Genomic DNA, 14,292 nt, shown 5'->3' with positions numbered 1-14,292 from the left:
GATCAAACTCTCCAATAAAGTATTGAAAAGAGCGATAAGCTCATTTTGAATCTGACGAGATTAAAAATCTCATTTGTGCTCCAGCCGATTCAAGCCAAGGCTTGTTTCAAACTTTCGCGTTCATTCTGCAAGCAGAATGTTAACTCACTCGTTGTTCAGTTTTCAAAGATCAAACTTGTTTCGTTACCTAATGTTGTTCTCTTCAGCAACTCTTATATAATATCATGTCCGAACCAACTTTGCAAGTTCTTTTTTTAAGTTTCTTTCGAAGCTTATTTTTGATTTGCTTGCCGCACCGTGTAAACTGTGTTTTCTTGGCCGGAATTAGAATATACCATGTACACATTTTGATTGCAAGCCTTTTTTTGAAAAATGATAATCACCCACAACATCGGCACCATATGTAATTTGACGCACCTGTACTATAGAGATAACTCTCAACATCCTCATTAGGCTGCTTCTAATGTACTCATTCATTAAACATAACCAGGGAAGCCACTTCCACTGCGATTGCCGTGAACAATGATTGTGACTAGCCCTGGTTTTCGCCGATCTCACTTTTCTTTCCTTCTATATAAATAAGAAAGTCATTCCTTAACGCATGGCTTACACATTTCGCTATACTTCTCAGTAATTACAATATGCGCTTTCCAAGCAGAGAAGCGATCAGTTCCACACCCAGTCGTGCTGTATGTCTATTATGGTCAAACAACGGATTCACCTCAACCAGTTCCATCGACGTAACTTGATTAGTCGAAGCAAGTATCTCCAATGCATAATGCGCCTCTCGGTAATTCAAACCACCCGGAACCGGGGTGCCTACACCCGGAGCTTCGCGCGGATCCAAACAATCCATATCAAAACTAACGTGAATACCATCTGTCCCTTTTCCCGCTGTAGCTATTGCTTGTTCAATAACTTGCTGTATTCCCATACGGTCAATATCATGCATCGTAAATGCTCGGATTCCCAGTCTCTTAATCTGCTCTTTCTCATATTCATCCAGGTCGCGCAGACCAATATAGACCAAGTTGGACGGATCAATAAACGCGCCTGCTCCAGCAATGTGCGACAGATTGTACGCAGTATGCCCCAAGGATGCAGCCACACTCATCCCATGCATATTACCGGATAAGCTGCGTTCTTCCGTATTCAAGTCTGCATGCGCATCAAACCAGATCACGCCCAAATTCGAATAATGCGCAGTTAGCCCGGCAAAAGTACCAATCGCTACACTATGATCTCCCCCAAGCACAAGTGGAAAGGCCCCCTCTTCTACCGCCGCCGATACTTCATGACACACCTTCTCGCTGACTTGGCGTACCTCATTTAAGTGTTTTACACGATTACGCACAGTAGGGGCAGCAGGTTCAGAAGGACAATCTATCCGCACTTCTTTGGAGAGGATTAGCCCAAGACTCGCGATCTCCCGCTTTAGTCCAGCTGTAATCAATTCATCCGGCCCCAACTCCGCTCCACCTCTTGCTCCACCGAGTCCGAAAGGTACCTTTAGGATGGCAATATTACGCCGCACAGATGTTTGACTTGTATTAATACTTGGATTAATAGTAGTGTCTTTTATTCCACCATGGATAGCATCATCATTTTTCATGTGGGTCAGCTCCCTCAATGTTCATCAGAACCTGCTCTATTCTCTCCAGTGCCCAGCCAATCTCGGACTCTTTAATCGTCAGTGGCGGAGCAAATCGAATGGTCGTCTCATGGGTTTCTTTGCACAGCAAACCAGCAGACATCAAACGCTCACAATAAGGACGGGCTGCTTCATGCAATTCAACACCAATAAATAAGCCTTTCCCCCGAATATCTCGTATGGCTGAACTGCGAATATCTCGAAGTCGTTTCATAAAATAGTTCCCCAAATGCTCCGATCGCTCTGCGAGTTTCTCATCTTCAAGAACTTTCAGAGCCGCTATGGCTACGGCGCAGGCGAGTGGGTTACCCCCAAATGTAGAACCATGAGACCCGGGCTCAAACAAATCCAGTATCTCCGCATCAGCAGCAATAGCCGAGATGGGCATGACCCCTCCCCCCAGCGCTTTGCCCATAATCCAGATATCTGGTTCAACCCCTTCCCAGTCGGAGGCAAAACGGCGGCCCGTTCTTCCAAATCCGGTCTGGATCTCATCAGCTACAGTCAACACCTGCTGGCTCTTACACAGAGCAAAGGCCTCAGCCAAATATCCATCAGGCGGGATAACGATCCCAGCTTCGCCCTGAATAGGCTCTACAAGAAAACCAGCCGTATTTGGCGTAATGGCCCTTTTCAGCGCTTCAATATCTCCATAGGGAATAATCCGGAATCCAGGTGTGAACGGTCCAAAATCTTTTTTATACTCCGCTGAAGAAGAAAAGGATGTAACCGTCAGAGTTCTTCCATGAAAGTTACCAGAGCATACGATGATTTCGGCTTGATCCTCCGGTACACCTTTGCAACGATAAGCCCATCTACGTACCGCCTTTACCGCAGTCTCCACCGCTTCAGCTCCTGTGTTCATGGCAAGGATCTTGGATTTGCCCGTGAATTGTGAGAGTTTCTGATAAAAAAGAGAAGCTGAGCTGCTGTGGAACGCCCGTGATGTCAGTGTAACCTGATCTGCCTGATCCTTGAGCGCCTGTATGATTACAGGATGTCTGTGACCATGATTCAATGCAGAGTATGCACTTAACATATCCATATAACGGCGGCCTTCAGGGTCTTCCACCCATACCCCTTCCGCCTTTTCAATAACAATAGGGAGTGGATGATAATTAGGTGCAGCATAACGCTCCGACCAATCGATTAACATTTTGGAATCTGACATACACACCCAACACCTTTCCAAAATATTGTATACAAAATACAATATCAATGTATGCGATACCACCGCCATTTACGACTACATCCCGCTATTTCCACAGTAGCCTACTCCTGGTCTTTCTTCGAATCCTTTATCAATAGTTATCGAGAAGTAGACAGTTTACGTTCCAACCGAGAGAGCAAGTTGGCCAATGTAAATGTGATTATAAAGTAGAGACCGGCGGCAACAAGCAGCGGAGCTAGCGGCTGGAACGTAACACCCTGAATTGTTCTGGCCGTGTATATAATCTCGGCTATGCCGATCATAGAGACAAGCGAAGAATCTTTAATGATAATAATGAATTCATTGCCGATAGCTGGAAGCATGTTACGAAAGGCCTGTGGCAGTATAATATAACGAAGTGTCATACCATGCGTCATGCCAAGGGAGCGCGAAGCCTCTGTCTGCCCTTTATCAATCGCTTGAATCCCTGCCCTGAGCACCTCCGCCATATAAGCCGAGCTATTCATCGTCAGAGCGACCACCCCAGACATAAATGCTGGCAAGTTCACACCTACAACCGTCAGACCATAATGAATAATAAGGATCTGTACCAACATTGGCGTTCCTCGAATGAGTTCAATATACGCAGAAGCCACAAATTTAATGGGCCATATTCGGGATATTCGCATTAATGCCATGATCACGCCAAGCAACGTCCCAAACAGAACGCCGAAGAAGGAAAGTTCAAGCGTAACCCATGCACTTCGTACATAATCCTGCCAATGTTCTGATAGAAAGGAAAAATCTAAATTCACGGCATATCCCTCACTCGTCCGGTTTATTCACCGAGCATCTCATTTGCTTCAACGACGAACCGCTCAATATCTCCATTTGTTTTGAGCTTTTCCAATGTAGTATTGATCTGATTCAGCAGCTTCTGATTGCCCTTCTTCACTGCGATGGCCGAACCACCCTCATCTTCAGCCTGTTCAATCTCTACATCCGCAACAACAAGTCCCTCTTGGTTCTTCACATACTGTTCAGCCACCGGCTTCTCCAGGATGAGTGCGTCTACGCGCCCCGTCTGCAACTCCAGAATCAGTTCAGGTATTTTAGCCAGAGAAGTGAGCTTGGCTCCCTCTATTTCCTGAGCAATGCCTTCCTGAATGGAACTTTTTTGTACGCCAACCTGCTTGCCTGATAGATCATTCACTGACTTTAATGCCGTATCTTCCCCTTCCCTAACAAGGACAGCCTGCTCTGCATAATAGTAGATATCCGTAAAATCAACATTCTTCTTTCGTTCTTCGGTAGGGGTTAAGCCCGATATTACAAAATCAACCTTATCTGTACCGAGGGCCATAAGAAGGCCATCAAAGTCCATGTCCTCAATCTTCAGCTCCGCTCCCAGATCAGCCGCGATCGCTTTGGCAATCTCGATGTCAAAACCTACGATAGTATCTTTACCATCGATTTTCTTATGAAATTCATAGGGTGCATAGTCCGCACTGGTTCCAAGTATAATTACTTCCTTTTCCGCAGGACTACTTCCCGAAGACGAAGTAACATCTGATCCGGTGCCTGTCGTTTTTTCCTGGCCACACGCGGACATGATTACAACCACTAACAACAGCATCATCGGCAACAATACTTTTCTCACACAGCATACCCCTATTCTTTTTTTAGACTGAGTAGCACAATGATAAATTTGTATACAATATACATTAGACAATATATGGACTTATATGTAAGTAATACTAACAAACATTCTGGTTTATCACAATCATTTTTTTAAACAATTATACGCTTTAATTCCATAAAATGTGCTATATATGACACGGCATTTACATCGGATGAAACATGAAGTTTGCTTGCCCAACTCCCCCCTCGGTGTTAAGATGATAAAAACTTGAAACGCCTGAACGGCGCGCACAGTACGGCCTCAAGCCCATCTAATCATTCACTATACATAGAAAGGAGGATTCGGTATGGAGGTACCCAAATACCGGTCCTTGAAAGATCACGTATACGATTACATTGCCCAGAAGATTCAGGACGGGACGTTACTTCCCAACCAGAAGATCAACGAGGCCGAAATATGCAAAAAGCTGGACATCAGTCGCACACCAACTCGGGAGGCCCTTTTCCAGCTGGCTTCAGACAATCTGCTGCAATACATCCCACGCAGGGGATTTATTGTCACTCCTTTTGATGCAGGCAAAAAACTGGAGTTCTCTCAAGCGATCGGTGTGCTGGAGGCACTCGCTGCCACACTTGCAGCAGACCATCTCAGACCCTCTGAACTTTTGGAAATGGAAACTCTCGTTGTCCGAATGGATGAAGATATCAGCCAGCTCGATCTTGCAGCCTACAACAAGAACCAATATCAGTTTCATAATCTGTACATTCAGCGATGTGGTAACGCCACAGTAATTGAGATGTTAAACACATTGAAGAACAGCTTCATCCGGCAGTCATATGTTAGTGATAATAAACCAAAGCTATCTGAGGTACTGCTCGAAGTTAATGAAGAGCACCGACAAATTTTAAGTGCTTTTCGAGCCAAAGATAAGTTACAACTGGAAGCCCTGCTAAAACACCACTGGCGGATTATCGACAACGACATGCTGTAGCACGTTCTGCCCGAAACAAACCAAAGGCGACCCACACTATTGTGTGAGTTGCCTTTTTCCTATTTTTCCTTTTTAACCTCCAACGGTGCCCTCGCTTCAAAAACAGCATACCCCAACTTTTTGCCGTATTTCGCGAGCAACCGATCATTGGTTTGACTCATTCGCTGCATACGATCATCCTCAAACCAATTCATATCGATCTCACGATGCGGATCATGATCAACGCCCCATTTTCCTATAGAGCGCGAATGTTCCTTGACCCCTACCTTGGTGAAACCACACTGTTTCAGGCGTTTTCTCCACGCTGTCGCCGTTACCAGGGTTCGTATACCATAAAATTGCTTTAATCTGCGACACATCAATTCAGTCTTCTGGCCTGATAGAACCATCTCCCGATCCACCATAAGTCCACCGGGCTTCAACACTCTTCTATACTCAGTAAGTGCACTCCGCCATGGGGTAAAAATCGTAACCGACTCCACAAATACCATATCAAAATGATTTTCCGGGAAAGGCAACGATGCTACATCAGCCTGAACAAATCGAACATCCAACCGTTCTCGTCTTGCTCGCCGAACAGCCTTATCCAGCATCTGGCGATTCAGATCAATGGCTGTTACTTGATAACCTCTTTTAGCCAGATAACATGCAGTCCTCCCCGTGCCACATCCGATCTCAAGGATATGACTATCCACAGGCAGAGATAAACTCTCCAGCAACTTCAGCGTTGCCAAAAATCCTCCAGGATGGGCACTCCCTTCCCCTAACCGAGCCAGCATGTCATGATAATCCACTCGACATCCCCTCCTCACTCCTCCAGTGTATGGGATAAACTTAAAAACGGCTCCTCCCTATTCGATTTACCGGGTACTCGTCCATACCAAATCCTCTTTTATTTACTATGATATACAAACCGTTGAATTCAAGCGGCAACCGCATCTAATGAGGAGGATTTGCATGTACAGAATTAATCCGGTATGTGAAGAAACGGTTTCTCCGCACGTTGGACGTTCCGTTTGTATTGTTATGAAAGACGGTAAGCATATGTATGGTACGCTTAGTCAATGTCGTGATGGCAAAGTTTATTTGAACGGATGTTTCGAGGGACCACGCCTATGCTCAGTCAAGTCCAAACAGCAGCTGGTAAAAGGCAGCAAGAAAAACGCCGTTTCATCAAAGAAAGTTAAATCTTCGGCCTATGGTCCATACGGATACGGTCGCGGTTATGGCTATGGAGCAGGGATCGAACTGGCCCTGGTAGCAACACTATTCCTGCTGCCATTCCTGTTCATTTAAACTCAAATCCGATCATGGTAAAATTGTAGTCATATTAAAGACCCTTTTGCTTATAGCGAAAAGGGTCTTTGCTTTTTCATGCGATTCCCGTCAAATTGCATTACACTTTCTGTATAAAAAGATACAAAAAAAGGCATTCGCTAAAACGAATGCCGGGAACTTCATATTTAATACCCTTACCTTCGTACAGGGTGTCTGTTTGATTTTAAAAAAAAACACCTCGTTAGAGGCGGGTAAGCTATGTTAAATCCGATTTCCTTTAGGCATCGTTTTCAGATTACTATTCGAATTCTCAAGCAATGGTAGCATCCTAGTCGTGCTGACCATCTCAGAAGCACATATCGGACAAGTAGGTACGTTATCAAACGCAAAATTGTCCCGCATCCATCCTTTGCACGTATCACTCGTACATTCCCAGATTGCCGCATCAGCTTGTGGAATCTCTTCCAACGGTTTTTTGCGATTATACATGACTTCTACCCCCTTTGTTATGGAAAAACATCTAACCGACGTTATTTCACAGAAGCCTACACTTAGCGGAAGTTTTACGTCCCACGGAACTCCTGCCTCGACAACTATTGGGTCGACTTTTATATAACTAATCAAAAAAAAGAAGCTGCCTTTACCATTATAACATGTTAAAGGCAGCTATGCTTTAATTACAGTTTTACAACTTCTTCTGCTTGAGGACCACGGTTTCCTTGTACAATTTTAAATTGCACGCGTTGACCTTCGTCCAGCGTTTTGAAGCCTTCGCCTGTAATAGCGCTGAAGTGTACGAATACATCTTCTCCGCCTTCAACTTCGATGAAACCGAAGCCTTTATCAGCGTTGAACCATTTTACTGTTCCGTTTTGCATGTGAATTACACCTCCAAATAAAGATTAACATGTTCCTTTGTTCTTTGCAGCAAGCAAATAAAAATTCACACATTGAAAAAGGTACCAGTCATAAACCTATAAGTGATCGCCCTTTACAATATATGAATTAGGTTTTCCACTCTCTACAACTTGTTTTTATTATAACTCCATTTCACCCAAAAAGCAAATCTTTGTATTTTCTTTTCAAACAGCTTTGGAAATACATGTTATTAACTCGCGCAGGGACAGGGTTTATCACACTTATGTGCCCATTCGCTTGCGTGTGGTCTTATGAAAGGATATGCAGATCTAATCCATCTTATACATTTTTTATATAATATTCTGACATGCATATCCAACACAACCAATGAATCATCTCACTACAGTATAACACATTATGTCCATGCCCACATAAATGCATCCCGATCCCAGGCGATCTGCCCACCATGAAGCTTACGAAAAGCTTTCTTCACTTCCTTGGACAATGATGTATTGCCATTCTCGTTCACAAAAACAAACTCTTCACCAAAATGGGTCTTCACATATTCTATGGCTGCTTCCTGATGAAGTGTTCCTGTGAATTTAATCTCCTGTACCATCCATTCTGCTACGCCTTGTGCTGTCTTATCCACTATATCACCTACTGTCTGAATCTGATGTACGGATAGGCAGACCTCGTATCATGCACATATCTGTCTTCCCGCCAGACTGAAGTATACCACGATCCCACTGCTGACGGGAAACTGTATGATAGCTACTTCCAAGCAATTCCCTTAATGAACAACTGTATTGGCCTGCTCACTCGCATGGGAAGGAATAGACGAATTGGTGCGATTGCTCCAGACTAACCATGCACAGTATGCAATCAGTACTGCCAATATAAACAGATCGTAAGGAAGTGTACCCGTGTCCTCCAGATCATTCCCTAGAAATTGAATCAGATTATGTATGAAATGGAACAAAACAAGCGGGATGATATTTCCGTTCTTCAGCATTAATAACGCCAGTGCCGCTCCCAGAAGCAGCGCATAGACCAATTGCATGATCGTATCCGTCATATTCTGACCAGACAATGCATTCAGCAGATGTGTAATTGAAAACAAGATGCTGGAGGTCACAACTGCGGTTACTGCACTCTTTTGAAGTAAGGTCTTGAAAATAAGCCCCCGATAGATCGTTTCCTCAACAAAAGCCACAAGCAAGGTGAAGAAAACAAAAAAGGTTACCCTGGACAAGCTCAGCTCCCCAAATCCTTTCAGGGCGAGTGTACCCAGTACAAGGAGTAGCGGAATATAATACTTTGCATGACCAGCCGGGATACTTCGCAAGGACCGGAATCCAGTCTCTCCCCACTTGCGTCTTAACGTCAAATAGATGATCAAAACAATTGCGATGGGTGTAAAGGAGATGAGTACAGGGGAAGTGTAGTCCAGTTGTTTTATCGTCGCAATCGCCCCTGCAGCAAATACAGCTAACAAGAGAAGTAGCTCAATAATCACAACGGAGAGTACAGGTCTACGCTCAGAAAAGGAATGTTTTATCTTGGATTGTCGTTTAATCATACATTAACCCACCTCGTCTCATTTATAATTTTCGTTGTCATATGAACTTATATGCCAATATAGTTGTATCACATCATCAGTATAATGAATATCCCTATTATGGATAAAACTATAAAAGTAACAAAAAAGAGACTTATCCTGACTGCTTTTCCCCTAAAATCAGGTATGGCTTACACCTTGCCCTGTCCATTATAGTATTACAAGAGTTCAAAGCTGCAGGGGTGCAACCACTCTTCAACGTCATATATCAATGAAGTATCAATTAACGATAGTTTCACAATGCATAATGAAATCAGGGGGATACTATGAAAGCATTCTTTCAGCGCTGGGGACATTTACTGGCTATTCTGTGCATACCGCTTCAAGGCTCCATTTACGTTTTCTTAGGCAGCAACACCGGAAGTGATGTGTTCTACAATTATGCTTGGATTGACACACAGATTCCTTTTATCAAAGAATTTATTTATCCGTACATTAGCTGGATGCCCATTCTGTATCTTGGATTTCTCTATTTGGGTCTGACGAACAAGTCGCTATTCTGGCGTACGCTGATTACCTATAATATTGGTGTGATGGCTGCCAATGTCTGCTTTGCTGTGTTCCCTACTCATGTGCCACGACCGGCAATTGGCGGAACTGATCTCAGCAGCGTGTTAGTACAGTTTATCTATTCGAATGATGCGCCCTTCAATTGTTTCCCAAGTGTTCACGTTCTGACCAGCTACTTGCTGTTTATTGTGATCAACAGACACTTGAACTTTAAACCGTTGGCACGGATTTCGTGGTCAGTATGGCTGTGGTTGATTATTGCTTCGACTGTTTTTGTAAAACAGCATTCCTTGCTGGACATCGCCGGAGGCATTTTGTTTGCTGAGGCCGCTTATTGGACTGTACATGTGTTTGCTCTTCGTCTGGGGCAGGCACGAAAAAAAGGCAAGCAACCACTCACAGCATCTAATCCAAGCAGCCATATTTAACAGCATCTATATATGTAACAGGTGGAATGATGATCCTGTTATACAGCAAAAGAGGGCATAGGCCCTCTTTTTTTGTACTCATTTAATTAAACCTACTTATATAGAAGAACTTTATTTGGGTTGGACTACGCGTTTCATACTATAGGTGGCCGTTCATGAAGAAGATCGGATGGTGGACTTCCCGTTATACGCTTAAATATGCGGTAAAAATAAGACAGATCCCGGTAGCCGAGAAATTCGGCAATTTCCTGGATGGAGAGTTGTGACTCAGTGAGCAGATATATGGCTCGTTTCATCCGTTGATCATGGACATATTGACTGATGGTCTGATTTGTCATGCTTTTGAATAATGCAGCAGCATAATTGGGAGTCTTATTGATCTCGTCCCCGAGTTCTTCCTTCGTCACTTTCTCCCGATAATGCCGCTCAATATACCGCTTCATCCGTTCAACATGATTATGCCTCTCCGGCGGGATGACTCCACGATCAAGCTCCCTGTTCATATAAATCAACACTTCCATCAATAAGGCTTGGCTCATCATGACATAATAAGACGGACGCTCCTGCCATTGTTGATAAATAGCGCTCATGCGTTGATGGATCAGCTCGTAACATCCAGGTTTATGCCGCAATGCCTCATACCGTTCCAGTGCAGGGAGAGTTTCTGTATGGTCGCGTTGCAATTGAATTACAATCTGTGTGTGCGTTACTGTAGGAATACTCTTGCCGTAATATGGGACACCACCTGGAATGAGAAGCAATTCACCCTTTTCCATGATCTGTTTATCACCGTTCACCCAATATACACATTTTCCATAAGTAACCAAACTAAGCCGCCAAGTTTCTTGAGATTGCACAGCTTCTTCGTACCAACCAACACCGTTAATATGTCGTACTTCAAGTGGAGTGACCATAACACACCTCATTATCGGACTATACTCTAATCATTGTACTATAGTTCATACCCTGATTCGACAGAAAACGCTACAATACACATATAAGCTTAAATATGAGGAGGAAATTAGCATGTTAAAAACAAAAATTATTTGTACCATGGGACCTGCTTGTGACTCAATCGAATTGTTGAAAGTAATGATTCAGGAAGGTATGACTGTTGCTCGTCTGAATATGGCTCATGGCGAACTGGAAGATCACGTGACACGGATTAACAATATCCGCAAAGCAGCTTCCGAACTGAACACCTACGTACCCATCATGATGGACATCAAAGGGCCAGAAGTACGTATCGGTAAACTGAAAGAAGCATCCTGCCATCTGCAAGCGGGTAAAGAGCTGATCCTGACTACCGAAGAAATTCTTGGTGACGCTGAGCGTATCTCCGTAAACTATCCAGAACTGAACCTCGTTGTGAAACCTGGCGATCGTATCCTCATCGATGATGGCCTTGTGGATCTGACTGTACTGTCTGTGGAAGGATCCGATATCCATTGTAAAATCATCAGTGGCGGCATTCTGAAACCACGCAAAGGAGTTAACTTGCCAGGAATCAAAACGACATTGCCAGGTGTAACCGAGCGTGACGTTATGCACATCGGATTTGGGATCGAAAACGATATCGAAATTATCGCGGCATCCTTTGTTCGTAAAGGCGACGACATCCGTGAAATCCGCAGCATTTTGAAAGAACGCGGTGTAGACCACGTACAGATCATCTCCAAAATTGAAAACCAGGAAGGTATGACAAACCTGGACGATATTATTGAAGCATCTGACGGCATCATGGTAGCTCGTGGAGATCTCGGGGTTGAAGTACCCATCGAAGATGTACCAATGATGCAAAAAGAAATGATTGATAAATGTAACCGCGCTGGTAAACCGGTTATCGTAGCTACACACATGCTGGAGTCCATGCAAGTGAACCCGCGTCCTACTCGTTCCGAGGTAAGTGACGTAGCTAACGCTGTACTTCAAGGTGCTGACGTTGTGATGTTGTCTGGTGAATCAGCTGCTGGTAAATATCCAGTACAATCCGTACGTACGATGGCTGCTGTTGCTCGTCGTGCTGAAACGATGATCGATTACAAAGAGCAATTCGCACAAAAATCGGCTCAACAGATCGCTGATATTACTGAAGTTATCAGTCAGGGCGCAGTAAGTTCTTCCCTCGTACTGAATGCAAAAGCAATCATCACTTCGACTGAGAGTGGATTCACAGCACGCATGATCTCCAAATATCGTCCAAAAGCGCCAATCATTGCAGTTACACAACATGAAGAAGTATTGGCGAAAATCTGCCTGCTCTCCGGTGTCATCCCGGTTATGGGCGACAAAGTAACCACTACGGATGAAATGTTCGAGTCTGCTACACGTAACGCAATCAAAACAGGTTACATCGAAAAAGGTGACATCATTGTATTGTCCGCAGGTGTCCCAATCGGTCAATCCGGTAATACGAACCTGATCAAAGTTCAACAAGTCTAATTCAATAGCTGAAACTGAAGCTATAGATCTTAGATATAGATAGAAATACAAAAATCCACCGAGAGCAGAACTGCATCCCGGTGGATTTTTGTATTAGATATGTGAGCAATGATCTTGATGTGACAACAAAAGAATTCGAAATTATAGATTCCGTGAGTAATCAACCAGATCCTGTGACATGGTGTTGATCTCATCCATTGAAGCATTCACCTGCTGTGTCAGGGCAGCCTGATTTTGCGTTAACGTGGACATATTACCGATATGTTCGAGAATCTGATCAATCAGTGTTTTCATCTTCTGCATGCTATCTTCGATATTTACGGTGGCCTCTGAACTGTGATCAGCCAGTTTCCGAACTTCACCCGCAACGACGCCAAATCCCAGTCCCAGCTCTCCCGCACGTGCAGCTTCAATGGCCGCATTCAACCCCAGCAGATTGGTCTGACTGGCAATCTCTCGAATAAACACGGTGATATTCTTCGTATCATCTGCACTGCTTTTCACTTGAATGGCTGCATCGGCAGATAACTCCTGTGCAGTAACCAGATCCTGTGCCTGATCGGTGATCGAGTTGATTCCACGTACCATCTCGCCAATGGACTCTGATAACTGTTTTGTTTTCAGATTCATGGCTTCCACGATCTGTTCCTTATTTTTCTCATGGGTTACATCTCGAATGGTTCCAGCTACACGGAGCGGTACTCCATCCTGATCCCTGATCGTCTCCCCACCCGCGTGATACCACCGATACTCCCCGTCTTTGCGTTGCAGACGATAATCCAGATCGTATGGTGTGCGACCACTGTAATCGTTCATATGTCTGGCGAATTCGTTGATCGTCCGATCATGGTCCTCCGGGTGAAGTCGGCTGCTCCAGCTGCTGAACACATTCGGGAAATCCTGCTCGTCTTTGAACCCTAATTCTCTACGGAACTGGGGTGACCACCAAAATTCGTTATTTGGATTAACCACATCTCCAGCCACAACGGTCATATCCCATGGTGCCTCCACCAAGGCGCGGTTAACAAGATCATATCGTGTCACGAGTGCTTCTAGCTCATCCGACTTGCTCTTCTCCTCATGAATGTCAAACATGATGCCCAGCAGTTTGATCGGGACTCCAGCCTGATTTCGAATGACATGTCCAAGGCATCGGAACCAGCGAATTTCTCCACTTTTGGTAATCATACGGCTGATAACGTTATACGCAGTCGTTGCTTCAGTGTCATTCACATGGTTCATTATCTCTTGCACCAGCTGAGGTCTGTCATCCGGGTATATCGATTTGGCCCAGCTTGCAAATGAATCGGGATAATCCTTGGCATTATGGAATCCTAACATTTGGCGGAATTCATTCGAAAATGCCACAACATTATTGTTATCCAGTGGATCACCGGCAACAATTTCAGATTCCCACAATCCCACATTCATTGCCTGATTCAGCATTCTAAGACGCATTTCCACGGCTTCGTTCTGTGCTTTCATCATATGTACTGCTTTTTTGATGTTACTAGCTATTTCATCGGTATCCTGAAATTCAAGGCCATCTTCAATCCAGGCGTCATAATCGCCCTTTTCTGCATTTGCTACGAGTTTACGACTATATTCCAGTAACTTCTGATGCGCGTCTACACCAATGTGTTTTGTAGATTCAGTACGTTTACGAAACATCTTCATTTCTCCTCTTAGGTCATATGATATATATTTCGACATTATCAGAC

The 14,292-nt window shown here is 44.2% G+C and carries 15 protein-coding genes; 4 read left to right on the top strand and 11 right to left on the bottom strand.

The window, feature by feature from the left end; genetic code table 11:
- Positions 1 to 634 precede the first annotated feature (634 nt).
- The 4 genes from rocF to ACE3K2_RS22420 all read right to left on the bottom strand — a co-directional run bounded on the left by rocF (position 635) and on the right by ACE3K2_RS22420 (position 4,461).
- Positions 635 to 1,612: an arginase gene (gene rocF, locus ACE3K2_RS22435; RefSeq protein WP_421895236.1), complete on the bottom strand. Its 978-nt coding sequence runs from the start codon at positions 1,610 to 1,612 to the stop codon at positions 635 to 637.
- The gene (locus ACE3K2_RS22430; RefSeq protein ID WP_421895233.1) at positions 1,602 to 2,822 is read right to left on the bottom strand and encodes an ornithine--oxo-acid transaminase; all 1,221 of its coding nucleotides are present in this window, start codon (positions 2,820 to 2,822) and stop codon (positions 1,602 to 1,604) included. The genes rocF and ACE3K2_RS22430 overlap by 11 nt, the downstream gene beginning before the upstream one ends.
- A 137-nt stretch (positions 2,823 to 2,959) precedes the next feature.
- The gene (locus tag ACE3K2_RS22425; RefSeq protein ID WP_421895230.1) at positions 2,960 to 3,616 is read right to left on the bottom strand and encodes an amino acid ABC transporter permease; all 657 of its coding nucleotides are present in this window, start codon (positions 3,614 to 3,616) and stop codon (positions 2,960 to 2,962) included.
- A gap of 23 nt (positions 3,617 to 3,639) precedes the next feature.
- On the bottom strand, positions 3,640 to 4,461 hold the full coding sequence (locus ACE3K2_RS22420) for a transporter substrate-binding domain-containing protein (protein ID WP_421895227.1): 822 nt from the start codon (positions 4,459 to 4,461) through the stop codon (positions 3,640 to 3,642).
- A 328-nt stretch (positions 4,462 to 4,789) separates the two neighbouring features.
- Here ACE3K2_RS22420 and ACE3K2_RS22415 point away from each other — a divergent pair, with 328 nt between their 5' ends.
- Positions 4,790 to 5,434 (top strand): GntR family transcriptional regulator, encoded by a 645-nt coding sequence (locus tag ACE3K2_RS22415; protein WP_421895224.1) that lies wholly within the window; start codon positions 4,790 to 4,792, stop codon positions 5,432 to 5,434.
- A gap of 59 nt (positions 5,435 to 5,493) precedes the next feature.
- On the opposite strand, the gene ACE3K2_RS22410 is transcribed toward ACE3K2_RS22415, so the two are convergent.
- Complete coding sequence (locus ACE3K2_RS22410) at positions 5,494 to 6,228, bottom strand: class I SAM-dependent methyltransferase (RefSeq protein ID WP_421895221.1); 735 nt, start codon at positions 6,226 to 6,228, stop codon at positions 5,494 to 5,496.
- 163 nt (positions 6,229 to 6,391) lie between these two features.
- On the opposite strand from ACE3K2_RS22410, the gene ACE3K2_RS22405 reads away from it, so the two are divergent.
- A complete protein-coding gene (locus tag ACE3K2_RS22405; RefSeq protein ID WP_421895217.1) occupies positions 6,392 to 6,730 on the top strand; it encodes a hypothetical protein in 339 nt (112 codons plus the stop codon).
- A 243-nt stretch (positions 6,731 to 6,973) separates the two neighbouring features.
- Here ACE3K2_RS22405 and ACE3K2_RS22400 read toward each other — a convergent pair whose 3' ends face one another.
- The 4 genes from ACE3K2_RS22400 to ACE3K2_RS22385 all read right to left on the bottom strand — a co-directional run bounded on the left by ACE3K2_RS22400 (position 6,974) and on the right by ACE3K2_RS22385 (position 9,152).
- Positions 6,974 to 7,201, bottom strand: a complete 228-nt coding sequence (locus ACE3K2_RS22400) for a cold-shock protein (RefSeq protein WP_017691121.1) — start codon at positions 7,199 to 7,201, stop codon at positions 6,974 to 6,976.
- Positions 7,202 to 7,389: 188 nt separating this feature from the next.
- A complete protein-coding gene (locus ACE3K2_RS22395; RefSeq protein ID WP_024633772.1) occupies positions 7,390 to 7,590 on the bottom strand; it encodes a cold-shock protein in 201 nt (66 codons plus the stop codon).
- Between the two features lie 395 nt (positions 7,591 to 7,985).
- Positions 7,986 to 8,222 carry a DUF6953 family protein gene (locus tag ACE3K2_RS22390; RefSeq protein ID WP_421895211.1) on the bottom strand — a complete coding sequence of 79 codons (237 nt, stop codon included), beginning with the start codon at positions 8,220 to 8,222 and terminating at the stop codon, positions 7,986 to 7,988.
- 141 nt (positions 8,223 to 8,363) lie between these two features.
- Positions 8,364 to 9,152: a CPBP family intramembrane glutamic endopeptidase gene (locus tag ACE3K2_RS22385; protein WP_421895208.1), complete on the bottom strand. Its 789-nt coding sequence runs from the start codon at positions 9,150 to 9,152 to the stop codon at positions 8,364 to 8,366.
- 305 nt (positions 9,153 to 9,457) lie between these two features.
- On the opposite strand from ACE3K2_RS22385, the gene ACE3K2_RS22380 reads away from it, so the two are divergent.
- Positions 9,458 to 10,129 carry a phosphatase PAP2 family protein gene (locus ACE3K2_RS22380; protein ID WP_421895205.1) on the top strand — a complete coding sequence of 224 codons (672 nt, stop codon included), beginning with the start codon at positions 9,458 to 9,460 and terminating at the stop codon, positions 10,127 to 10,129.
- A 134-nt stretch (positions 10,130 to 10,263) separates the two neighbouring features.
- Here ACE3K2_RS22380 and ACE3K2_RS22375 read toward each other — a convergent pair whose 3' ends face one another.
- Positions 10,264 to 11,043: an AraC family transcriptional regulator gene (locus tag ACE3K2_RS22375; protein WP_338590109.1), complete on the bottom strand. Its 780-nt coding sequence runs from the start codon at positions 11,041 to 11,043 to the stop codon at positions 10,264 to 10,266.
- 112 nt (positions 11,044 to 11,155) lie between these two features.
- Here ACE3K2_RS22375 and pyk point away from each other — a divergent pair, with 112 nt between their 5' ends.
- On the top strand, positions 11,156 to 12,571 hold the full coding sequence (gene pyk / locus ACE3K2_RS22370) for a pyruvate kinase (RefSeq protein WP_062838171.1): 1,416 nt from the start codon (positions 11,156 to 11,158) through the stop codon (positions 12,569 to 12,571).
- Between the two features lie 141 nt (positions 12,572 to 12,712).
- Here the strand turns inward: pyk and ACE3K2_RS22365 are convergent, their stop codons facing one another.
- On the bottom strand, positions 12,713 to 14,242 hold the full coding sequence (locus ACE3K2_RS22365) for a PAS domain-containing protein (RefSeq protein ID WP_421895201.1): 1,530 nt from the start codon (positions 14,240 to 14,242) through the stop codon (positions 12,713 to 12,715).
- Positions 14,243 to 14,292 lie beyond the last annotated feature (50 nt).

This window comes from Paenibacillus sp. (assembly GCF_048976745.1).
In the GTDB taxonomy this organism is placed as follows: domain Bacteria; phylum Bacillota; class Bacilli; order Paenibacillales; family Paenibacillaceae; genus Paenibacillus.
This window is presented reverse-complemented; position numbering and strand designations above follow the sequence as displayed.